General features: G+C 70.3%; 18 protein-coding genes. 9 read left to right on the top strand and 9 right to left on the bottom strand.

Going from position 1 to position 21,576, the window contains the following annotated elements:
- Positions 1 to 205: 205 nt before the first annotated feature.
- From gap to CLV43_RS45805, 5 genes are all read left to right on the top strand, one after another.
- The gene (gene gap, locus CLV43_RS45785) at positions 206 to 1,210 is read left to right on the top strand and encodes a type I glyceraldehyde-3-phosphate dehydrogenase (RefSeq protein ID WP_106196851.1); all 1,005 of its coding nucleotides are present in this window, start codon (positions 206 to 208) and stop codon (positions 1,208 to 1,210) included.
- A gap of 8 nt (positions 1,211 to 1,218) precedes the next feature.
- On the top strand, positions 1,219 to 2,382 hold the full coding sequence (locus CLV43_RS45790; RefSeq protein WP_281262212.1) for a phosphoglycerate kinase: 1,164 nt from the start codon (positions 1,219 to 1,221) through the stop codon (positions 2,380 to 2,382).
- Positions 2,382 to 3,170 (top strand): triose-phosphate isomerase, encoded by a 789-nt coding sequence (tpiA, locus tag CLV43_RS45795; protein ID WP_106196852.1) that lies wholly within the window; start codon positions 2,382 to 2,384, stop codon positions 3,168 to 3,170. Before CLV43_RS45790 ends, tpiA begins: the two co-directional genes overlap by 1 nt.
- Positions 3,171 to 3,262: 92 nt before the next feature.
- Positions 3,263 to 3,496: a preprotein translocase subunit SecG gene (secG, locus tag CLV43_RS45800; RefSeq protein ID WP_106196853.1), complete on the top strand. Its 234-nt coding sequence runs from the start codon at positions 3,263 to 3,265 to the stop codon at positions 3,494 to 3,496.
- A 51-nt stretch (positions 3,497 to 3,547) separates the two neighbouring features.
- Entirely contained in the window at positions 3,548 to 3,892 is a 345-nt protein-coding gene (locus CLV43_RS45805) for an RNA polymerase-binding protein RbpA (RefSeq protein WP_106196854.1), read from the top strand.
- Between the two features lie 134 nt (positions 3,893 to 4,026).
- Here the strand turns inward: CLV43_RS45805 and CLV43_RS49895 are convergent, their stop codons facing one another.
- Positions 4,027 to 4,923: a hypothetical protein gene (locus CLV43_RS49895; RefSeq protein WP_245887521.1), complete on the bottom strand. Its 897-nt coding sequence runs from the start codon at positions 4,921 to 4,923 to the stop codon at positions 4,027 to 4,029.
- Between the two features lie 117 nt (positions 4,924 to 5,040).
- Here CLV43_RS49895 and CLV43_RS45815 point away from each other — a divergent pair, with 117 nt between their 5' ends.
- Positions 5,041 to 5,865 carry a hypothetical protein gene (locus tag CLV43_RS45815; RefSeq protein WP_211304887.1) on the top strand — a complete coding sequence of 275 codons (825 nt, stop codon included), beginning with the start codon at positions 5,041 to 5,043 and terminating at the stop codon, positions 5,863 to 5,865.
- Positions 5,862 to 7,523, top strand: a complete 1,662-nt coding sequence (locus CLV43_RS45820; RefSeq protein ID WP_245887522.1) for a serine/threonine-protein kinase — start codon at positions 5,862 to 5,864, stop codon at positions 7,521 to 7,523. The genes CLV43_RS45815 and CLV43_RS45820 overlap by 4 nt, the downstream gene beginning before the upstream one ends.
- Before the next feature lie 447 nt (positions 7,524 to 7,970).
- On the opposite strand, the gene CLV43_RS45825 is transcribed toward CLV43_RS45820, so the two are convergent.
- Both CLV43_RS45825 and CLV43_RS45830 read right to left on the bottom strand, forming a co-directional pair.
- Positions 7,971 to 9,191, bottom strand: a complete 1,221-nt coding sequence (locus tag CLV43_RS45825; RefSeq protein ID WP_245887523.1) for a histidine kinase — start codon at positions 9,189 to 9,191, stop codon at positions 7,971 to 7,973.
- Between the two features lie 158 nt (positions 9,192 to 9,349).
- A complete protein-coding gene (locus CLV43_RS45830) occupies positions 9,350 to 10,225 on the bottom strand; it encodes a LysR family transcriptional regulator (protein ID WP_106196856.1) in 876 nt (291 codons plus the stop codon).
- A gap of 62 nt (positions 10,226 to 10,287) precedes the next feature.
- On the opposite strand from CLV43_RS45830, the gene CLV43_RS45835 reads away from it, so the two are divergent.
- Both CLV43_RS45835 and CLV43_RS45840 read left to right on the top strand, forming a co-directional pair.
- Positions 10,288 to 11,136: an LLM class F420-dependent oxidoreductase gene (locus CLV43_RS45835; RefSeq protein ID WP_106196857.1), complete on the top strand. Its 849-nt coding sequence runs from the start codon at positions 10,288 to 10,290 to the stop codon at positions 11,134 to 11,136.
- A 64-nt stretch (positions 11,137 to 11,200) separates the two neighbouring features.
- Positions 11,201 to 12,793, top strand: coding sequence for an alkaline phosphatase D family protein (locus tag CLV43_RS45840; protein WP_106196858.1), 1,593 nt, complete (start codon positions 11,201 to 11,203; stop codon positions 12,791 to 12,793).
- A gap of 498 nt (positions 12,794 to 13,291) precedes the next feature.
- On the opposite strand, the gene pgl is transcribed toward CLV43_RS45840, so the two are convergent.
- From pgl to tkt, 6 genes are read right to left on the bottom strand one after another with little or no spacing between them, the layout of a single operon-like run.
- Positions 13,292 to 14,071, bottom strand: a complete 780-nt coding sequence (gene pgl / locus CLV43_RS45845) for a 6-phosphogluconolactonase (protein WP_106196859.1) — start codon at positions 14,069 to 14,071, stop codon at positions 13,292 to 13,294.
- Positions 14,068 to 15,168 (bottom strand): glucose-6-phosphate dehydrogenase assembly protein OpcA, encoded by a 1,101-nt coding sequence (gene opcA / locus CLV43_RS45850; RefSeq protein ID WP_106196860.1) that lies wholly within the window; start codon positions 15,166 to 15,168, stop codon positions 14,068 to 14,070. Before opcA ends, pgl begins: the two co-directional genes overlap by 4 nt.
- Positions 15,165 to 16,715, bottom strand: coding sequence for a glucose-6-phosphate dehydrogenase (zwf, locus tag CLV43_RS45855; RefSeq protein ID WP_106196861.1), 1,551 nt, complete (start codon positions 16,713 to 16,715; stop codon positions 15,165 to 15,167). The genes opcA and zwf overlap by 4 nt, the downstream gene beginning before the upstream one ends.
- Positions 16,712 to 18,325, bottom strand: a complete 1,614-nt coding sequence (locus tag CLV43_RS45860; RefSeq protein ID WP_106196862.1) for a glucose-6-phosphate isomerase — start codon at positions 18,323 to 18,325, stop codon at positions 16,712 to 16,714. Before CLV43_RS45860 ends, zwf begins: the two co-directional genes overlap by 4 nt.
- Before the next feature lie 8 nt (positions 18,326 to 18,333).
- Positions 18,334 to 19,446, bottom strand: coding sequence for a transaldolase (gene tal, locus CLV43_RS45865; protein WP_106196863.1), 1,113 nt, complete (start codon positions 19,444 to 19,446; stop codon positions 18,334 to 18,336).
- Positions 19,443 to 21,539, bottom strand: a complete 2,097-nt coding sequence (tkt, locus tag CLV43_RS45870; RefSeq protein WP_106196904.1) for a transketolase — start codon at positions 21,537 to 21,539, stop codon at positions 19,443 to 19,445. Before tkt ends, tal begins: the two co-directional genes overlap by 4 nt.
- Between the last annotated feature and the right edge of the window lie 37 nt (positions 21,540 to 21,576).

Genomic DNA, 21,576 nt, shown 5'->3' on the forward strand with positions numbered 1-21,576 from the left:
CAAAAAGTTCAGGTGCTGGGATTAACACCCCCGCAACCTGGATTTTCTTGCTCGATCAAGAGATCCTGTAGGTCCACGTGACCAGCGCCGCAACGGTGGGGATAGTCTGGCCGTGGCTTTCCGACAGCTCACCTGTACAGGCCACCCGTACAGCCCATCCGTACGCCCTGGCGCACCCGCCAGTCGAGTATCGAGGAGACGCACCGTGACGGTTCGCGTAGGTGTCAATGGTTTCGGCCGCATCGGTCGCAACTTCTGGCGCGCCGTTCAGGCCAGTGGGCACGACATCGAGATCGTCGCGTTCAACGACCTCGGTGACGTCAAGACCATGGCCCACCTGCTGAAGTACGACAGCATCCTCGGCCGCCTGCCGTTCGACGTGGCCGTGAACGACGAGGGCATCTCGGTCGACGGCAAGACCATCAAGGCGCTGGCCGAGCGCGACCCCGGCAAGCTGCCGTGGAAGGACCTGGGCGTCGACGTGGTCGTCGAGTCCACCGGGTTCTTCACCGACGCCAACGTCGCGCGCAAGCACGTCGACGAGGGTGGTGCCAAGAAGGTCATCATCTCGGCGCCCGCGAAGAACGAGGACCTGACGGTCGTCCTCGGCGCCAACGAGGACAAGTACGACGGCTCGCAGACCGTCATCTCCAACGCCTCGTGCACCACGAACTGCCTCGCGCCGCTGGCGAAGGTCCTGCACGACACCTTCACCATCGAGCGCGGTCTCATGACCACGATCCACGCGTACACGCAGGACCAGAACCTGCAGGACGCGCCGCACGCGGACCTCCGCCGCGCGCGCGCCGCCGCGCTGAACATCGTGCCGACCAGCACCGGTGCCGCGAAGGCCATCGGCCTGGTCCTGCCGGAGCTCAAGGGCAAGCTGGACGGCTACGCGCTGCGCGTGCCGATCCCCACCGGCTCCGCGACCGACCTGACCGTGACGCTGGGTCGCGAGACCACCGTCGAAGAGGTCAACGCCGCCTACAAGGCCGCGGCCGACGGCGCGCTCAAGGGCTACCTGCGCTACAACACCGACCCGATCGTGTCCTCGGACATCGTGACGGACCCGGCGTCGTGCATCTTCGACGCGCCGCTCACCAAGGTCATCGGCGACCAGGTCAAGGTCGTCGGCTGGTACGACAACGAGTGGGGCTACTCCAACCGCCTCGCGGACCTGGTCAGCCTCGTCGCCTCCAAGCTCTGAGGATCACGTTGAAGACTCTTAGCGACCTGCTCGCCGAGGGTGTCTCGGGTCGGCGCGTCCTCGTGCGCGCCGACCTGAACGTGCCCCTCGACGGAGACAAGATCACCGACGACGGCCGCGTCCGCGCGTCGGTGCCCACCCTCAAGGCGTTGACCGAGGCCGGTGCCCGCGTGCTCGTGGCCGCCCACCTCGGCCGCCCGAAGGGCGAGCCGGACCCGAAGTTCTCCCTCGCGCCCGTCGTGGCGCGGCTGGGCGAGCTGCTCGGGGCACCGGTGGAGATCGGCACCGAGGCCGGGGCCGAGGGCACCGTGGTGCTGCTGGAGAACATCCGCTTCGACGCCCGCGAGACCAGCAAGGTCGACGCGGAGCGCGAGGCCCTCGCCGACGAGCTGGCGGCCAAGGCCGACGCGTTCGTCTCCGACGGCTTCGGCGTCGTGCACCGCAAGCAGGCGTCGGTCTACGACGTCGCGAAGAAGCTGCCCGCCTACGCGGGTGGCCTGGTGCTGTCCGAGGTTCAGGTGCTGCACAAGCTCACCGAGGATCTCAAGCGTCCGTACGTCGTGGTGCTCGGCGGCGCGAAGGTGTCGGACAAGCTCGGCGTCATCGCGAACCTGCTGTCCAAGGTCGACCGCCTGCTCGTCGGCGGAGGCATGGCGTACACCTTCCTCAAGGCCCAGGGCCACGAGGTCGGCAACTCGCTGCTCCAGGCCGACCAGCTCGACCAGGTCCGCGGCTTCCTCGCCGAGGCGGAGAAGCGCGGCGTGGAGCTGGTGCTGCCGGTCGACGTGCTGGCCGCGACGAAGTTCGCGCCCGACGCCGAGTTCGAGGTCGTCGACGCGACCGCGATCCCGGCCGACCGCGAGGGCCTGGACATCGGCCCGAAGACCCGCGAGCTGTTCGCGTCCAAGCTGTCCGACGCGGCCACCGTGTTCTGGAACGGCCCGATGGGCGTGTTCGAGTTCGAGTCCTTCGCCGGTGGCACGCGTGCCGTCGCCGAGGCGCTCGTCGCGAGCGACGCGTTCACCGTGGTCGGCGGCGGCGACTCGGCCGCGGCCGTGCGCGCGCTGGGCCTGCCCGAGGACGGGTTCTCGCACATCTCCACCGGTGGTGGGGCTTCCCTGGAGTTCCTTGAGGGCAAGGAACTCCCCGGCGTTTCCGTTCTGGAGCAGTGATGGCGACCCGTCTGCCGCTCATCGCGGGCAACTGGAAGATGAACCTCAACCACCTCGAGGCCATCTCCCTGACGCAGAAGATCGCGTTCTCGCTGCCGGAGAAGTACTACGCCAAGGTCGAGGTCGTGGTGCTCCCGCCGTTCACCGACATCCGCAGCGTGCAGACGCTGACGGACGGCGACAAGCTGCTGCTCAAGTACGGCGCGCAGGACCTCTCGCCGCACGACTCCGGTGCCTACACCGGTGACGTGTCGGGCCTGATGCTCGCCAAGCTCGGCTGCAGCTACGTCACGGTCGGGCACTCCGAGCGCCGCGAGTACCACAACGAGTCCGACGAGCTGGTCAACAGCAAGGTGAAGGCCGCGCTCAAGCACGGCATCTCGCCGATCCTGTGCGTGGGCGAGCGGCTGGAGGTCCGCGAGGCTGGCAACCACGTCGAGCACTGCAACGCCCAGCTGGTCGAGGGCCTCAAGGGCCTCACCGGCGAGCAGGTCACCAAGGTCGTCATCGCCTACGAGCCCGTGTGGGCGATCGGCACCGGCCGGGTGGCCAGCTCCACCGACGCGCAGGAGGTCTGCGCCGCGCTCCGCGTCCAGATCGCCGAGTCCTTCGGCGAGGAGGTCGCGGCCACCGTCCGCGTGCTCTACGGCGGTTCGGTGAAGTCCGGCAGCATCGGCGAGCTCATCGCGCAGAAGGACATCGACGGCGCCCTGGTGGGCGGCGCGAGCCTGCAGGCCGACGAGTTCACGAAGCTCAGCGCCCTCGCCGCGGGCGGTCCACTACCCTGATCCCCATTCGTCCCCATTTTCCACAGGGTGGGTCCACGTTCGGCAGTTGAACCGGTACTCTGTGGCGTCAACTGCCTGACAGCGAGGAAGAAATGATCCTGTTCCTTCAGATCCTTTTGATCGTGTCCAGCCTGCTGCTGATTCTGCTGGTCCTGCTTCACCGCGGCCGTGGCGGCGGTCTGTCCTCGCTGTTCGGTGGCGGCATGCAGTCGAGCCTGTCCGGCTCCAGCGTCGTGGAGAAGAACCTGGACCGCCTGACGCTGTTCGTCGGCGCGGTGTGGGTCATCGCCATCGTCGGGATCGGGCTGCTCGTCAAGGTCGGCTGAGCTCGGGTCTATCAGGTGCAGGACAACCACGTGGTGGGGGTGTAAGGGTCGATGGCTGGTGGTAACGCGATTCGCGGTACCCGCGTCGGCGCAGGTCCGATGGGCGAGTCGGAGCGCGGGGAGTCCGCGCCTCGAAATCGGGTGTCGTACTGGTGTGCCAATGGGCACGAGTCACGGCCTTCGTTCGCGATGGAGGCGGACATCCCCGAGGTCTGGGACTGCCCGCGCTGCGGGCTCCCGGCCGGACGGGACGAGCAGGCCCCGCCTGCTCCTCCGCGCAACGAGCCGTACAAGACGCACCTGGCGTACGTGAAGGAACGGCGTTCCGACGCCGACGGCGAGGCGATCCTCCAGGAAGCGCTCACCAAACTGCGCAAGCAGCGCGAAGTGCCGTAAATCGGATGTCGACGAAGGCCCGCACCTTTCGGGGTGCGGGCCTTCGTCGTGCGTTGGGCCGAATGCGCGCGCATTCGCATCAGGTGTTTTCCGGAAAACGGTCCGCGGCCATTCGGTGCAGAACCGCTTCGGCGTCAGTTCTTGGTGGGCACGCGCAGCGCGCTGAACTGGCGGCGCAGCATGGTCGCCCCGATCAGCACGAAGAACACCAGCACCACGAGCGTCGACGACGTGCCGCCGGTCGCGCTCGTCAGCGACACGTCGACGCTGCCGACCAGCAGGATGTCGCACTGCGCCCGGATGACGTGGCGGCCCGGTTCGATGGTGCCGAACTCGACCGGCGCGCTGAACCGGCCGGAGCCGTCCGCCTTGGCCTTGCCGACCTTCTCGTCGAGCGAGCTGAGCTGGACGTCCGAGCCGGGGGAGCAGCCGGTGCCGGTGGCGTTCAACGGGTCGCCGGGCTGGATGTTGTCCTTGTCCAGGGTCAGCGCGCCGTCCCCGATGAGCGGGGCCGTGCTCGACGAGCCGCTGCTGCTCGACGACGGGGCCGACGACGAGGACGACGAGCTCGGGTCGGTGGTCGTCGTCGTGGTGGCGGTCGTCGTGGTCGTCACGACGGGCCGCGTAGTGGTCGTCGTCGGGTTCACGACGACCGGCGGCGTCGTGGTCGTCACCGGGGGAGGCGGCGTGGTCGTGGTCGTCGGCGGGACCGGGATGACGACGGTGAAGACGGCCCTGGGGCCGTCGCACGCGCTCTGCGCGACGACGGTGTGGGTGCCGGCTGAAGCCCCGGCGGGCACGGCCACGCCCGCCGAGCCGGATCTCGTCCTGCCGAACGTGCCGCTGCCGATCGGCTGCTGGTTGTCCCACAGGACCGTGACGGTGTTGTCCTTGCAGGGGTAGGCGAAGTTGGCCCACGTGACGGTGAACCCGCTGCCCGGCGCGCCCGAGTTCGGTGCGGCCGTGACGGACGGTGCCTGCTGAGCGACGGCGGGTGCGACCGCGAGCACCGTAACGGAGAGGGCGGCCAAACCGAGTACACCCAATGTCCTGGTCGCCCGCATGCCATCTCCCGGAATGTGTCGCTGTCGGCGGCGCCGGAATGTAGCATCCGCCCGCAGAACGCCGTGCTGAACTAGAGGTGCCTTGTGAGACGTTTGTCCGGCGGTGCGGGTTCACTCCTGCTGTGCGGCATTTTGCTGGGATCGGTCCTGCCGGCCTCCGCGGCGGCGGGCGAGGTCACCCTGGACGCCACCGTCGACCGGAAACCGGTCGGCGGCACCGAGCGCCTGGTGCTCGACCCGGCCAAGTCGATCCGGGTCGAGGTGACCGTCCACAACGAGACGGACACCGTGCGCCACGTGAAGACCGTGCGGCTGTCCGGCACGGCGCTGGCGCTGACGTTCTTCGCCTACGACACGACGCTCCCGTTCGACGTGCCCGCGCAGGAGACCGCCACCCGCGCGTTCGTGCTCGACCTCGCCGACCTCGGCGGCCAGGCCACCGGCCTGCTGCCCACGGAGCTCGAGGTCCTCGACAGCTCCCGCGATGTGGTGGCCTCGGTCGAGGCGACCGGTGACGTGCGCGGCTCGATGTGGTCGGTGTACGCGGTGTTCGGTCTCGGCGTGCTGCTGCTGACCGTGCTGTCGTGGGCGGGCGCGTTGTTCGCGCTGGCCCGCCGCAGGCTGCCCGCCAACCGGTGGCAGCGCGCGATGCGCTTCCTGCCCGCGGGCATCGGCACCGGGCTCGTCGCCGTGATCTCGTTGTCGGTGCTGAAGCTGATGGCCCCGTCGCCGACCGCCGAGATCCCGTTCATCCTCGGCGCGGCCGCCATCGCGCTCGGTCTCGGCTACCTGACCCCGCACCCCGGTGAGGTCGACGCCGCCGACCGGTTCGACCGCGACTTCGACCGCGACGAGACCCCGTTGACCGAGCGCATCACGCGGCCGCTGCCGCCCGGCGGTGCGGTGTGAGCATCGCTCCGAGCGTGGTCGCCGCGCTCCCGCAGTACCAGCTCGGTGAGCAGATCGGCTCCGGTGGCATGGGCGTCGTCTACTCGGCCGTGCACCGCCCGCTGGGCAGGCCCGTCGCCATCAAGCGGTTGCCGGGCATGCTGGCCGAGGACCAGAAGATGAGCGCCCGCTTCGAGCACGAGGCCCGCCTGCTGGCCCGGCTCGACCACCCGCACATCGTGCCCGTGTACGACTACGTCCAGAACCACGGCGAGCACCTGCTGGTGATGGAGAAGCTCGACGGCGGCACGGTCTGGTCCAAGTTCACGGAGGAAGGCCTTACCGCCGGTCAGGCCTGCGCGATCGGCCTCGCGACCCTGTCCGGTCTGCACGCCGCGCACGGCGCCGGTGTGCTGCACCTGGACGTGAAGCCCAAGAACCTGCTGTTCACCTCGTCCGGTGTCCTCAAGGTCGCCGACTTCGGCATCTCCCAGGTCGTCAGCGAGGGCGCCACCCTCATGACCCACGCGGGCCAGGTGCTCGGCACCCCCGCCTACATCGCCCCGGAGCAGGCGCTCGGCAACCCGCTCACGCCCGCCGCCGACGTCTACGGCGCGGGCACGGTCCTGTACGAGCTGCTGTCCGGCACCCTGCCGTACGAGAGCGGCGGCGGCGCTCTCGCCATGATCCAACGCCACGTCTACCAGGAACCCCGCCCCCTGGACCCGTCCGTGCCCCGCCCGCTCGCCGAGGTCGTCATGCGCAGCCTCGCCAGGGACCCGCAGGCCCGCTACCGCAACGCCGAGACGTTCGCCATCGACCTGGCGGGCGCCGCCGCCCAGGTGTTCGGCCCCGACTGGCTCACCCGCCTCGGCGTCCGCGTCCACCTGGCGCCCGCCGTCGCCACCGGCAGCACCCGCCCGTCACTGCACCCCACCCAACCACGGGAAACCCTCGCCCTCGGCCAGAACCGCGTCCGCGCCACCATGGTCGACCACACCCCACCGGCGACCGCCGCCCAGCTCGGCAGCCAGACCCTCATCCCCGCCAGCTCGGTCCTGGCCGACACCCCTCACCGCAAGACCCCGCGCTGGTTCGCCTTGGCAGGCACCCTCACCGCCCTCGTCATGCTCGCCCTGCCGTTCTCCGTCACCAGCCGCACCCTCCCCACCCTCCCCGCCGACCTCAGCACCCCACTCGTCGTCCCCTTGCCGGAAACCCCCTCCGCCCACCTGCTCATCTCCGCCGCCGGCATCCCCCTGGCCGACGTCACCGGCAACCCCAACACCGGCTTCACCCTCCCCGGCGCCACCCGCTGGATCGTCGGCGGCGCAGCACTGGGCACCGTCAAGACGGGCACGGAAGACCGCGAGTACCTGATCACCCCACCGCAGAACCCGATGCTCAGCATCATGGGCGTGGGCAGCGCCGTCCTCCTCCTCTTCACCCTCGCCTACCTCGAATCCATCCTGCGCTCCCTGCGCAAACGCCAAGCCGGCACCGGCGCCACCCTCATCGCCGCCCCCCTCGGCTTCGGCCTAGGCGCAGCAGTCTGGCTACTCCCCACAGTCCTACTGCGCAACGAACCCGCCCTACTCCCCACCCTCGCCTGCGGCCTACTAGGCGCCACCTCCGCCGTCTGCATCGCCATAGCCACCCGCAGAACAGCCACCCGCTAAACACCAGCAGGGATAACGCGCCCAACACACGGCAAACAAACACCCACCAACCCCACGCCAGTTGGGCGCAGCCCGCCAGCGCGCATCCGGCGCGGAGCGCCTGGGGCCTCGTCGGCGCCAGCCGATGCCTTGTCGAGCGAAGCTCGATGCCCTGTCCAACGGCGAAGCCGAGGATGCAGTGTCCGACGCGCAGCGAGGATGCTTGAGTCAGGCGGAGCCTGATGCTGGCGAAGCCAGACTTCCCCTCTGCCCCCGATCCACAGCGCCCTCCTGCCCGATCTTCGTTGTCAAGACAGCTCTATCGTCTTGACAACGAAGATCGGGCATTGAGACAATCGCGCGCCGGGGGCCGGGCTTCCCTGGGGTGGGAGGGCCGGAACCGGACTTCACCAGGGGGGCCCGAGACTGGGCTACACGGGGCGGACACCCCCCGGAATCCGAGAACCCTCACCTCAACGTAGGAATCTCCACCCTCACCACGAACCCCCCATCCTCCGTAGCCCCCGCCTCGAACTCCCCGTTCAACAGGTTCGCCCTCTCCTTCAACCCCATCAACCCGTGCCCCCCGCTGGGCAGCCCCCCACCCCCTTGCTGCGCCGGCGGCGGCCCGTTCCTCACCTCAACCCTCAAAGCGTCGTCGTTCAAGTCCACCCGCACGGTCACCACCGACCCGTTCGCGTACTTCCGGATGTTGGTCAGCGCCTCCTGCACCGTCCGGTAAGCCGCCCCCGAGATCGACGCGGGCATCGGCGTCGTCCCCAGCACCGTCAGCGTCACCGGCATCCCGGCCCCCGCCACCAGCTGCCCCAGCTCTTCCACGCCCGGCTGCGGCGAGTCGTCCCCCGATGTCGTGCGCAGCACGCTCACCAGCTGCCGCAGCTCGTCCAGGGTCCGCGTGCTCAACGTCCGGATGGTCCCGGCGACCTGCTTCGCGTTCTGGTCCACCGAGGCGACCCGCAACGCCCCGGCCTGCATCGCGATCAGGCTCACCTGGTGCGACACCACGTCGTGCATCTCGCGCGCCAGCCTGGCCCGTTCGTCGGCCCGGATCGCGTGGGCGTGCAGCAGCCGCTCCCGTTCGCGGCTCACCGCCAGTTCCGCGATCCGGTTCGCCAGCTCCTCGCGGGCATGGGCGAGCAGTGCGATCGCCAATGGCAGCCCGGCGACCAGGCACCCGTAGATCGCGTTGTGCACGTGCTGCTGCCATTCGGCGGCGAGGAACTTGTCCGGCGGCCACCAGAAGAACCGGGCCGCCCACACCAGCGCGGCGCCGACGATCGTCTGCCAGCCCAGCACGCGCCTGCGCGCGACCGTCCCGAGCGCGATCATCGCCGCGAGCTCGGACCAGCCGACGAAGAAGCCGGGCACGGTCAGCAGCAGCGTGAGGAACGGGAAGCGGCGGCGCAGCACGAGGGCCGCGGCGGCGACGCCGGACAGCACGAGCGAGTACAGCTCGGCGTCGCGGTTCCAGCTGTAGCCGAGCCACACGTCCGCGGCGCCGATGAGCACCGCGGCGATGTCCAGCAGCAGCTGCCGGTGTTTGGCCAGCCGCGCCCACCGGGCGGGCACCCGCGGTTCCGCGGGTGCGACCGGTGTCCCGGACACGTCGGCGTCGGGACGTCTCCGCACCGCGTTGCCGACCAGGACCCGACCTCCAGAGTCACCCAACTGCCGATCCTCACCGTACTGCGCCGGTGTCACGGTTGGCATGGCCGCCCCTTCACCCCGGCGCACCTGACGTGCCCCGTTACCCATGGAGACGAGTCGAACACGGGAACGGGACGTTTGAGTCGGCAGAACATGACACAAATGTGCGGACGCACACGTCAAGCGCACAAACAGCGCACGCAGGAGTCGACGAACACCCGCACGGCGTCCCGCCGATCGGCCCTGCCCCACACCACGGCCAGCTCGGCGGGCGGCAGCCCGGTGACGGCCCGGTAGACGACGTCCTCGCGCGGCTCGACGTTGCCGGACGCGAGCAGCGCCACGCCGAGCCCGGAGGCGACGGCCTCGATCGTCTCGTCGGACGTGGCGGCCTCGGCGGCGACCTTCGCGGGCCGGTCGCGGTGCCGAGTGGCGAGCCAGAAGTCGCGCAGCTCCCCGGAGGAGGCGGGCAGGGCGATGAACGGCTCGTCCAGCAGCTCCTGGAACGGCACCACGCCCGCGTCGACCAGCCGGTGCCGCGGCGGCAGCGCGACCCACCTGTTCTCGGTGCTCACCACCCGCCACGCGAAGTCGCCGGTGCCGGGCACCGGCAGCCAGGCGATCGCCACGTCCACGTCGCCGCCGGCGAGCCCGGCCGTGGCGTCGGCCCAGGACACCTGCCGGAACTGCAGCCGCCAGTCGGGCAGCTCGTCGGCCATCCGCGCCGTGACCGACGGGATGAGGCCGCGGCCGATCCGGGTCTGGAACCCGACGGTCAACGTCGTCGCGCCCACCTCGACGACCGCCAGCCGGGCGGCGTCCCACTGCTCGATGATCGACCGCGCCCTCGGCAGCAGCTCCTCGCCCGCCGGGGTCAGCCGGATGGAGCGCCGGTCGCGGTCGAACAGCTTCGCCCGCAGCGACGTCTCCAGCTGCCGGATCTGCTTGCTCAACGCGGGCTGCGACACGTACAGCCGCTCGCCCGCCGCCCGCGTGAAGCTCAGCTCCTCGGCGACCGCGACGAAGTACCGCAGGTCCAGTACCCGCACATCCATAACCAGAGGTTATTACAACCGGTCTTGGACGCCCGGATGGTGGGCGGCCGACCATGGTTCCCATGGACATCGGTGTGTTCGGCCTCAACGCCAAAGCGGCGGCAGGCCCTGGGGAGACCGCTTCGCTCGCGCGCAAGGCCGTGGAGCTCGGCTACACGTCGTGGTGGGTGGGAGAGCACGTCGTCCTGCCGACCCCGCGCACCCCGAGCACGCCGATGGACCCGCTCGACCCGATCCTGGACCCGCTCGTGCACCTGGCGTTCGTCGCCGCCGTCACCGACCGGCTCGAGCTCGGCACCGGGATCGTCATCCTGCCGCAGCGCAACCCCGTGGTGCTCGCGAAGCAGGCCGCCAGCCTCGACGTGCTCAGCGGCGGCCGCCTGCACCTCGGCGTCGGGGCCGGGTACCTGGAGCCGGAGATGACCGCGATCGGCGTCCCGATGGCCGACCGGGGCAGGCGCACCGACGAGTACATCGACGCCATGACCGCGCTGTGGACGCAGGAGCGGCCGGGCTTCCACGGGAAGTACGTCTCGTTCGACCACGTCGACGCGCATCCGCGCCCGGTCGGCGGGCCCAGGGTGCTCGTCGGCGGGCACAGCCCGGCGGCGTTCCGGCGCGCGGTGGCCCGTGGGCACGGGTGGATCGGCAACGGGACGAGCCCGGCCGACCTGCGCGGGCACCTGGCGGGTCTGGCGAAGGCGGCCGAGGAGGTGGAGCGCCCGGCCCGGCTGGGGAAGCTGGAGATCACGTTCATGCCGGTGGACCCGGTGGAGATCCCCGACGGCCATGCCGACGAGTACCGCGATCTGGGGGTGGACCGGCTGCTGGTGTACCCGCTGCCGCTGGAGGACCCGGCCGACATCGCGGCGCTGTTGGAACGCCAGGGCGAACGTTTGCGTGGTAGGTGAGGAGGGCTCGTGGATTCGCCCGCGGTCGTCCACGGGTTCGCTAGGGTGCGGACGCCGTACGGAGATGATCAAGGGGGAGGCGTTCGTGTCCGAGTTCGTGGTGAGCAGGCGCAAGGCGTTGGTGGGGGTCGCGGCCGCCGTCGGCGCGGCGGTGGTCGGGATGCCGTCGGCGATCGCGGAGACGGCCTCGCCGTTCCTGCTGGGCGTGGCGAGCGGTGACCCGCTGCCCGACGGGGTCGTGCTGTGGACCCGGCTGGTGCGGGAGGAGCCGCTGCCCGACCGCGCGGTGTCGGTGGGGTGGCAGGTCGCGGAGGACGAGCGGTTCTGCCGGGTCGTGCGGTCGGGCGTCGCCCTGGCCCGGCCGGAACTGGCGCACTCGGTGCACGTGGACGTGCGGGGGCTGCTGCCCGGCCGGGAGTACTTCTACCGGTTCCGCACCGGCGCCGACCTGAGCCCGGTGGGGAGGACGAAGACCACCGGGTCCGACGAGCGGTTGCGGCTGGGCGTGGTGAGCTGCCAGGACTTCCAGAACGGGTACTGGCCCGCGTACGTCGGACTGTCCGAAGAGGACCTGGACGTGGTGCTGCACCTCGGGGACTACATCTACGAGAACGACCCCGGCAGCCGGTTCGCCGACCGGGTCCACACGACACCGGAGACGCCGGGGCTGGGGCAGTTGAAGACCCTGGCCGACTACCGCGCTCGGCACGCGCAGTACAAGGGCGACCCGGCGCTGCGGGCGGCGCACGCCGCGCACGCCTTCGTGTCCACTTGGGACGACCACGACGTGGAGAGCAACTACGCCGGGGTGGTCGACGAGGCGGACGACACCGGAGAGCGGCACCAGACGCCCGAGGAGTTCGCGGTCCAGCGGGCGGCCGGGTACCAGGCCTACTACGAGCACATGCCGATCCGGGCGTCCGTGCTGCCCGGCACCGGTGGGATGCGGATCTACCGGCGCTTCGACTTCGGGCGGCTGGTCCGGCTGAACGTGCTGGACACCCGGCAGTACCGGACCCAGCAGCCAGGCGGCTTCCCCGACAACATCGGGCCCGAGGCGGCCGGAGCGGGCAACACCGCGGGGACGCTGACCGGCGGCGAGCAGGAGGCGTGGCTGAACGAAGGGCTCGTCGGGTCGCCCGCGCGGTGGAACGTGATCGCGCAGCAGGTGATGATGTCCCGCACCCGCCTGCCCAACCCGTTCCCGCCGCACGTGCCGCCGACGGTGGTGAACCTGGACCAGTGGGACGGGTACCAGCCGCACCGGGAGAGGCTGTTGCGGTTCGTGGGGGAGGCGGGGGTGGCCAATCCCGTTGTGCTGGCGGGGGACATCCATTCGACGTGGGTGAACGAGTTGAGGGCCGACTTCGATGATCTGGGGTCGGCGCCGGTGGCTGTGGAGTTCGTGGGTACGTCTGTCAGTTCGGATTTTCCGGTGGCTTTGGATGGGCCGTTGAAGGCGGCGAATCCTGTGTTGAACCCGCATGTGAAGTACTTCGACGGGTTGAAGAGGGGGTATTTGAGGTGTGAGGTGGATCGGGGTAGTTGGAGGACGGATGTGCGGAATGTGGAGAGCGTTGAGGTGAGGGAGTCGCCGGTGAGTACTGCGGCGTCGTTTGTGGTGGAGGCGGGGAGTTCGGTGGTGCATCGGGGGTGAGGGGGTGTTGGAGGGGTGGGTTTGGTTCTGTTGCCCTGGGGGTTTTCTCGCGTCTGGTGGAGCCGGGTCGGTTGCCCGGCGAGTTCGGCCCCTGGTGGACCCGGCTTTTTGCCCTCCCACCCTCTGGCGAAGCCCGGCCCCCGGCGCGCGATTGTCTCAATGCCCGATCTTCGTTGTCAAGACGATAAAGCTGTCTTGACAACGAAGATCGGGCAGGAGGGCGCTGTGGATCGGGGGCAGAGGGGAAGTCTGGCTTCGCCAGCATCAGGCTTCGCCTGACTCGGGCATCCTCGGCTTCGCCGTCGGACAAGGCCCCAGGCGCTTCGCGCCGGATGCGCGCTGGCGGGCTTCGCCCATCGTGGGTGGGGTGGGTGTTCGTTGTGCGTTGGGTAAAGCGAAGACGGCGCCCCTTGTTTCTTGGGGCGCCGTCTTCGCTTTGTTTGCTTTGTCCCTGCTTTTGTCTTTCTCCTTGCCCTTGCCCTTCCCTTGTCTTGCCTTTTAGGCGAGGGGTGGGGTGAAGAGGTCTGGGACTTTTGAGGCTGCTGTGGTGTCCAGTAGCCAGAGGGTGCGGCGTTGGCCGGTGGCGCCGGCGGCGGGGAGTTGGATTTCGCCTGCGCCGGTGAGGGCCATGGAGACGGCGGCTGCTTTGGCCTCGCCGGTGGTCATGAGCCAGACCTCGCGGGCCTGGCGGATGGCGGGGAGGGTGAGGGAGATGCGGGTGGGTGGGGGTTTGGGGCAGTTGCGGACGGCGACGACCGAGCGGGTCGACTCGTGGATGGCGGGGGAGTCGGGGAAGAGGGAGGCCACGTGGCCTTCCTCGCCGACGCCCAGGAGGAACACGTCGAACGCGGGTACGGCGCCGTGGTCCTCTGGTTGTGCTTGTGCGGCCAGGACGTCGGCGTAGGCCTCGGCGGCGGCGTCGGGGTCGTCGCCGAAGCGGCCGTCGGACGGTTCGACGGCGTGGACGCGGGTCGGGTCGAGGTGGAGGTGGTCGAGAAGGGCCTCGCGGGCCTGGGTTTCGTTGCGGTCCGGGTGGTTGGCGGGGAGGAAGCGCTCGTCGCCCCAGTAGAGGTCCACCTTGGACCAGTCGACGGCGTGCAGGGCCGGAAGGGCGCGGAGGTGTTCGAGCACCGCGGTGCCGGTGCGGCCGCCGGTGAGCACGAGCGAGGCGTGGCCGCGGGCGGCCTGCGCGTCGACCAGGCGGGTCACCAGGCGTGCGGCCGTGGCGGCGGCCAGGAGGTCGCCGTCACGGTGCACCACCACTTGCGGGTCGTTCACGAACCGGCCTTCGCCTTGGCGGGCTTCTTCGCCGCCTTCGGGGCCGCGGCACCGTTGGTCGAGGGCTCGGCCTTGGTCTCGGCTTCCGCCTTGGCCGCGGCCTTGGCGCTGGCCGGGACCTTGGCGGCGGCGGGCTTCGCCGCGGGCTTGCGGACGGTGGGCTTGGTGGCCGGGGTGCGGCCGCGGACGACCTTGCCCAGCGACTTCAGCGCCAGCTCGTACACCTCGTCGGGGTCGAGCCTGCGCAGCTCCTCGGCGAGGCAGTCGCGGATGGAACGGCGCTGCAGGGCGACCCGGCGCTCGGGCTGGCCGGGCTGGACCAGGGTGCCGATGCGGCCGTCCGGGCGGGACAGCTCGACGGCGCCGGACTTGCGGTCCAGCACGACGTTGCAGATGCCCTCGCCGCGCACGGCCTTGGTGCGCTTGACCGGGATCTTCAGCCCGGACGCCAACCACGCCGCGAGCAGCTCGGTGGACGGGGAGTCCGCCTCGCCGCTGACCTCGGCGTCGGTGATCTTCTCGAACGGCGGCAGGTCGAGCGAGGAGGCGAGCATCGCGCGCCACAGCGTCAACCTGGTCCACGCGAGGTCGGTGTCACCCGGAACGTAGGCGGCCTTGCGGTTCTCCAGGGCCTTGATCGGGTTCTTCTCCGCGGCGGCATCGGTGATCCGCCGCTGGGCGAGCACGCCGATCGGGTCCTTCGACGGCACCGCGGGCGCCTCGAAGGGCCACCAGGCCACGACGGGGGTGTCCGGCAGCAGCAGCGGGACGACGCAGCTCGCGCCCTCGTCCGCCAGCTCGCCGTACAGGCGCAGCACGATGACCTCGCTGGCGCCCGCGTCACCGCCCACGCGGATCTGGGCGTCCAGGCGGGGCGACGCCTTGCGGGCGCCGCGCGCCACCACGATCACCCGGCAGGGGTGCTCGCGGCTGGCCTCGTTGGCCGCTTCCACGGCCTCCTCGGTCTTCTCGCCGTCGTCGGTGACGATGACCAGCGTCAGCACGCGCCCGAGGGTGACCGCGCCACCCTCGTCGCGCAGCCGCACCAGCTTGCTGTTGATCCGTGACGTGGTCGTCGACGGCAGGTCGATGATCACGGTCGCCTCCAGTTGCGCCCGGTGCGGGCGACCATCTCGTCGGCGGACGGTGGCCCCCACGTGCCCGCCTTGTACGGTTCGAGAGCGGGCTCGTCCTTCTTGGCCCAGAACTCCAGGATCGGGTCGAGGATCTCCCACGACAGCTCCACCTCGTCGTTCTTCGGGAACAACGACGGCTCGCCGAGCAGCACGTCCAGCAGCAGCCGCTCGTAGGCCTCCGGCGACGACTCGGTGAACGCGTGGCCGTAGCCGAAGTCCATCGTGACGTCGCGGACCTCCATCGTGTTGCCCGGCACCTTCGAGCCGAACCTGATGGTCACGCCCTCGTCGGGCTGCACGCGCACGACCAGCGCGTTCTGGCCCAGCTCCTCGGTCGCGGTGTCGTCGAACGGCAGGTGCGGCGCGCGCTTGAACACCACGGCCACCTCCGTCACCCGACGGCCCAGCCGCTTGCCGGTGCGCAGGTAGAACGGCACGCCCGCCCAGCGCCGGGTGTTGACCCCGACGGTGATGGCGCCGAACGTCTCCGTCTTCGACTCGGGCGAGAAACCGCCCTCCTCCAGCAGACCGGGCACCTTCTGCCCGCCCTGCCAGCCACCGGTGTACTGGCCGCGCGCGCTCGTCTCGTCGAACGGCTCGACCGGCTTGGTCGCCGAGAGGACCTTCACCTTCTCCGCCCGCAGGTCCGACGGCGCGAAGGAGACGGGCTCCTCCATCGCGGTCAGCGCCAGCAGCTGGAGCAGGTGGTTCTGGATCACGTCGCGGGTCGCGCCGATGCCGTCGTAGTACCCCGCGCGACCGCCGAGACCGATGTCCTCGGCCATGGTGATCTGCACGTGGTCCACGTAGTTCGCGTTCCAGATGGGCTCGTACAGCTGGTTCGCGAAGCGCAGCGCCAGGATGTTCTGGACGGTCTCCTTGCCGAGGTAGTGGTCGATGCGGAACACCGACTCCTCGGGGAAGACGTCGTTCACGGTCTTGTTGAGCTGCTTCGCGCTGGCCAGGTCGTGGCCGAACGGCTTCTCGATGACCACGCGGCGCCACTGGGCGGCGTTGTCACCGGGCGGCTGCGCCAGACCCGAGCGCTTCAGCTGGTTGATCACCAGCGGGAACGCGCTCGGGGGCACCGACAGGTAGAACGCGTGGTTGCCGCCCGTGCCGCGCTCGCGGTCGAGGTCGGCGATCGTCGTGGCGAGGTTGTCGAACGCCTCGTCGTCGTCGAAGCTGCCCTGCACGAACCGGATGCCCTCGGCGAGCTGCTCCCACACGGCCTCCCGGAACGGGGTGCGCGCGTGCTCCTTGACCGCCTGGTGCACGACCTCCATGAAGTCCTGGTCGGCCCAGTCGCGGCGGGCGAACCCGACGAGCGCGAAGCCCGGCGGCAGCAGGCCGCGGTTGGCCAAGTCGTAGATCGCGGGCATGAGCTTCTTGCGCGACAGGTCACCCGTCACACCGAAGATCACCAGGCCGCACGGCCCCGCGATGCGGGGGAGCCGCTTGTCGCGGGGGTCGCGCAACGGGTTGCGCCACTTGGTACTCGGGCTCACGAACCATCCTCCTGAATGGCTTCGACCAGCTGCGCCAGGCCGGCGACGCGGTCGGTGAGGTGCAGTCGCAGCACCGGCCTGCGGCTCGCCAGCACCTGGCCGTCGCCCAGTGCCTGCGCGAGCTGCAGGACGCTCAGCGTGTACGGCCGGTCGGGGACCTCGAGGTCGGTCTCGGACGCACCGGTGATCTGCAGGAAGACGCCGTTCTGGTGTCCGCCCTTGTGGTACTGGCCGGTGGAGTGCAGGAACCGCGGACCCCAGCCGAACGTGGTCTGCAGGTGCGACCGGCGGCCGATCTCGGGGCGCAGCAACGCGAACGACGCGTCGTCGAGCCGGTCGAGGTAGGCCTGGACCGAGATGTAGCCGTGCTCCGGCGCCACCGCGAACAGCGCCTTCAGCGCGTCGGCCACGGTCTTGGTGTTCTTGGGCAGCCAGTCGCCGCTCGGGTAGACCTCGACCGGGCCCTCCACGAACAGCGGCGCGACCGGCTCGGAGGCCGGGGCGTCCAGCAGTGCCCTGGCGGCCTTCTTCGCGGCCTCGACGTCCGGCTGGTCGAACGGGTTGATGCCCAGCACCCGGCCGACGATCGCGGTCGCGTACTCCCACAGCAGGAACTGCGCGCCGAGCGAGCCCTCCACGGCCACCGACGAGGACCCGGTGGCCGGGCCGATCGCGACGGTTGTGGTGTCCGAGCGCGCGTCCACGAAACCGGGCACGCCCGGTCCGTCGACCGCGACCGGCAGCAGGCCGGTGCCGTTCTTGCCGGTGGACTCGGCGATCAGCTGCTCGACCCAGTCGGCGAAGCCCTTGATGCCCGAACCGGTGTCGGCGAAGACGACCTTCTCGGCACCGTGCGCGTGCGCCGCGCCGAACGTCGCCGCCAGCTGGATCGCGGGGTTGTCGGGGGAGTCCGCCGACAGCACCTTCGCCGCTTCGCCTGCCTGGTCGAGCAGCGCGCCGACGTCCGCGCCCGCGAGACCGGACGGCACGAGGCCGAACGCGGTCAGCGCGGAGTAGCGGCCGCCGACGTTCGGGTCGGCCAGGAACACCTTGCGGTAGCCCAGTTCCCTCGACAGCGACTCGAACGGGGAGCCGGGGTCGGTCACCACGACGATGCGCGACGCGGCGTCGACACCCGCGTCGGCGAACGCCTTGGCGAAGATCCGCCGGTGGCTGTCGGTCTCGACGGTGCCGCCGGACTTCGACGACACCACGATCACGGTGCGCTGGAGGTCGCCCGCCAGGGCGTCGGCCACCTGCGCCGGGTCCGTGGTGTCCAGCACGACGAGCGGGACGCCCGCCGTGCCGGTGATCACCTCGGGTGCCAGCGAGGAGCCGCCCATGCCCGCGAGCACGACCCGGTCCACGCCCTCGGCGTGCAGCTCGGCGCGCAGCGCCAGGACCTCGTCGACCAGCGGCCGGGACGTCTCGTGCAACGACGTCCAGGACAGCCTGATGGCCGACTCGGACTCCGCCTCGGGACCCCACAGCGTGGCGTCGTGGGCGGCGATCCGGCCCGCCACGCCGTCGGCGACGAGCTCGCCGACGATCGTGTCGACCTGGTCCTGGTTCGGCGTGCGGACGATCTCCACGGAGATCACGTCGGTCATGTGGAGGTTCAGCCCTTCGCCTTGTCGAGCTGGCCCGTCACGGTCTCCAGCAGCTCTTCCCAGGACTTCTCGAACTTCTCGACGCCCTCGGTCTCCAGGGTGACGAACACGTCGTCGATGTCGATCCCGGCCTCCACCAGCGCGTCGAAGACCTCCTGGGCCTCCTCGGCGCCACCGGTCACCGTGTCGCCGACGACGTTGCCGTGGTCGGCCACCGCGTCGAGGGTCTTCTCCGGCATGGTGTTCACGACGTTCTCGACGACGAGCTCGTCCACGTAGCGCGTGTCCGAGTACGCCGGGTCCTTCACGCCGGTCGACGCCCACAGCGGGCGCTGCGCCCGCGCGCCCGCGGCCACGAGGGCTTCCCAGCGGTCGCCCGCGAAGGCCTCCTCGTAGGCGGCGTAGGCGAGCCGGGCGTTGGCGATGGCGGCCTGGCCGCGCAGCGCGAGCGCCTCGGGCGTGCCGATCGCGTTGAGGCGCTTGTCGATCTCGGTGTCCACACGGGACACGAAGAAGGACGCGACGGAGTGGATGGTGGACAGGTCGTGGCCGTTGGCCTTGGCCTGCTCCAGACCCGCGATGAAGGCCTCGATCACGTGCCGGTAGCGCTCGACGGAGAAGATCAGCGTCACGTTCACGCTGACGCCCTCGGCGATCACCTTGGTGATCGCGGGGATGCCCTCCAGGCTGGCCGGGATCTTCACCATCAGGTTGGGGCGGTCGACCGTCTTCCACAGGTCGAGCGCCTCGGCGATGGTGGCCTCGGTGTCGCCCGCGAGCCGCGGGTCGACCTCCAGGGACACCCGGCCGTCGACGCCGTCGGTGGCCGCGTACACGTCGCGGAACAGGTCGCACGCGACCCGCACGTCCGTCGTGGTGATCTCCTTGACGGTGGCCTCGGTGCTCGCGTCGCGCGCGGCCAGCTCCCGGACCTGCTCGTCGTAGGACTCGCCCTTCGACAGGGCGCTCGCGAAGATCGTCGGGTTCGTGGTCACGCCGACCACGTTCTTGGTGGCGACCAGCTCGGCCAGGTTGCCGGTGTTGAGCCGCTCGCGGGACAGGTCGTCGAGCCAGATGGAGACGCCCGCTTCGCTCAGGGCGGTCAGGTTGGGGTTGCTCACTTGCTCTCCTCCACGTGCTGCAGCGAAAGGTGAGCCGCCGCAACGACATTCTCGGTGGTGAAACCGAATTCCTTGAACAGAGTCTGGTAGTCGGCGGAAGCGCCGAAGTGCTCGATCGAGACGATCTCGCCCGCGTCGCCGACCCAGCGGTGCCAGGACTGGGCGATGCCCGCCTCGACCGCGACGCGCGCCTTGACCGACGGCGGGATCACGCTGTCGCGGTAGGACTTGTCCTGCGCCTCGAACCACTCGAAGCACGGCATGGACACGACGCGGGTGGGGACGCCCTCGCCCTCCAGGACCTTGGCGGCCTCGACGGCGATCTGCAGCTCCGAGCCGGTGCCGATCAGCACCAGCCGCGGCGTGCCGCCGGACGCCTCGGACAGCACGTACGCGCCCTTGGCCACGCCCTCGTAGGAGGTGCCCTCCAGGGTCGGCACGTTCTGCCGGGTCAGCGCCAGGCCCGCGGGGGCGGCGTTCTCCAGGATCGTGCGCCACGCGAACGCGGTCTCGTTCGCGTCGCCGGGGCGGACCACGGCCAGGCCGGGGATCGCGCGCAGCGCGGACAGGTGCTCGATCGGCTGGTGCGTCGGGCCGTCCTCGCCCAGGCCGATGGAGTCGTGCGTCCACACGTAGGTGACCGACGCCTCCATGATCGCCGCGAGCCGCACGGCCGGGCGCATGTAGTCGGAGAACACCATGAACGTGCCGCCGTAGGGGCGGGTCGGGCCGTGCAGCGCGATGCCGTTGAGGATCGAGCCCATCGCGTGCTCGCGGACGCCGAAGTGCAGCGTGCGGCCGTACGGGTCGGTCTTCCACATGTCCGTGGTGATGCTCGTCGGACCGAAGGACTTCTCGCCCTTGATCGACGTCAGGTTGCTCTCGGCGAGGTCGGCCGAACCGCCCCACAGCTCGGGCAGCACACCGGCGATCGCGTTGATGACCTCACCGGAGGCCTTGCGGGTCGAGGTGCCCTTCGCGTCGACCGGGTAGGTCGGCAGCGAGTCGGTCCAGCCCTCGGGCAGCTTCTTGGCCACGAGCCGGTCCAGCAGCGCCTTGCGCTCCGGGTTGGCCTGCGCCCAGGCGTCGAAGCCCTTCTGCCACTCCGCCTTCGCGTGCTCGCCGCGCTTGCCGACCTCGCGGGCGTGCGCCAGGACCTCGTCGGAGACCTCGAAGGTCTGCTCCGGGTCGAAGCCCAGCGCGACCTTGACGGCCTTGACCTCGTCGTCGCCCAGCGCCGCGCCGTGCGCCGCGCCGGTGTTCATCTTCTTCGGCGCGGGGTAGCCGATGATCGTGCGCAGCAGGATGAACGACGGCCGGTCGGTCTCGGCCTTCGCGGCCTTGAGCGCCGCCTCGAGACCGGTGACGTTCTCGCCGCCCTCGACGACCTGCACGTGCCAGCCGTACGCCTCGTACCGCTTGGCCGTGTCCTCGCCGAGGGCGATGGTCGTGTCGTCCTCGATGGAGATCTTGTTGTCGTCGTAGACGACCGTCAGGTTGCCCAGCTGCTGGGTGCCCGCGAGCGAGGACGCCTCGGACGTCACGCCCTCCTCGATGTCGCCGTCGGAGGCGATCACGAAGATGTCGTGGTCGAACGGGCTCTCGCCCGGCGCGGCGTCCGGGTCGAACAGGCCGCGCTCGCGGCGGGCGGCCATCGCCATGCCCACCGCGGAGGCGAGCCCCTGGCCCAGCGGGCCGGTGGTGATCTCGACGCCGTTGGTGTGCCGGTACTCCGGGTGGCCGGGGGTCTTGGAACCCCACGTGCGCAACGCCTTCAGGTCGTCCAGCTCCAGGCCGTACCCGGCCAGGAACAGCTGGATGTACAGCGTCAGGCTGGAGTGGCCCGCGGACAGCACGAAGCGGTCGCGGCCGATCCAGTCGGCGTCGGCCGGGTCGTGGCGCATGACGCGTTGGAAGAGGGTGTAGGCCAGGGGCGCCAGGCTCATCGCCGTACCGGGGTGGCCGTTGCCGACCTTCTGCACGGCGTCGGCCGCGAGGACCCGCACCGTGTCCACCGCTCGCTTGTCCAGCTCGGTCCAGTCGTCGGGCAGATGGGCCTCGGTCAACCGGGTGATGTCGTCGCTCACGGACACGGACACAGCTCCACTCTCACGTAGGCGGAAACGGCCT

The organism is Umezawaea tangerina, from assembly GCF_003002815.1.
Taxonomy (GTDB): Bacteria; Actinomycetota; Actinomycetes; order Mycobacteriales; family Pseudonocardiaceae; genus Umezawaea; species Umezawaea tangerina.

Bases quoted from the DNA above. Each gene is read 5' to 3' on its own strand.
- CLV43_RS45805 (WP_106196854.1), top strand. From the start codon at position 3,548: ATGGCTGGTGGTAACGCGATTCGCGGTACCCGCGTCGGCGCAGGTCCG.
- CLV43_RS45835 (WP_106196857.1), top strand. From the start codon at position 10,288: ATGGACATCGGTGTGTTCGGCCTCAACGCCAAAGCGGCGGCAGGCCCT.
- secG (WP_106196853.1), top strand. From the start codon at position 3,263: ATGATCCTGTTCCTTCAGATCCTTTTGATCGTGTCCAGCCTGCTGCTG.
- CLV43_RS45840 (WP_106196858.1), top strand. From the start codon at position 11,201: ATGATCAAGGGGGAGGCGTTCGTGTCCGAGTTCGTGGTGAGCAGGCGC.
- tpiA (WP_106196852.1), top strand. From the start codon at position 2,382: ATGGCGACCCGTCTGCCGCTCATCGCGGGCAACTGGAAGATGAACCTC.
- CLV43_RS45830 (WP_106196856.1), bottom strand. From the start codon at position 10,225: ATGGATGTGCGGGTACTGGACCTGCGGTACTTCGTCGCGGTCGCCGAG.
- CLV43_RS45860 (WP_106196862.1), bottom strand. From the start codon at position 18,325: ATGACCGACGTGATCTCCGTGGAGATCGTCCGCACGCCGAACCAGGAC.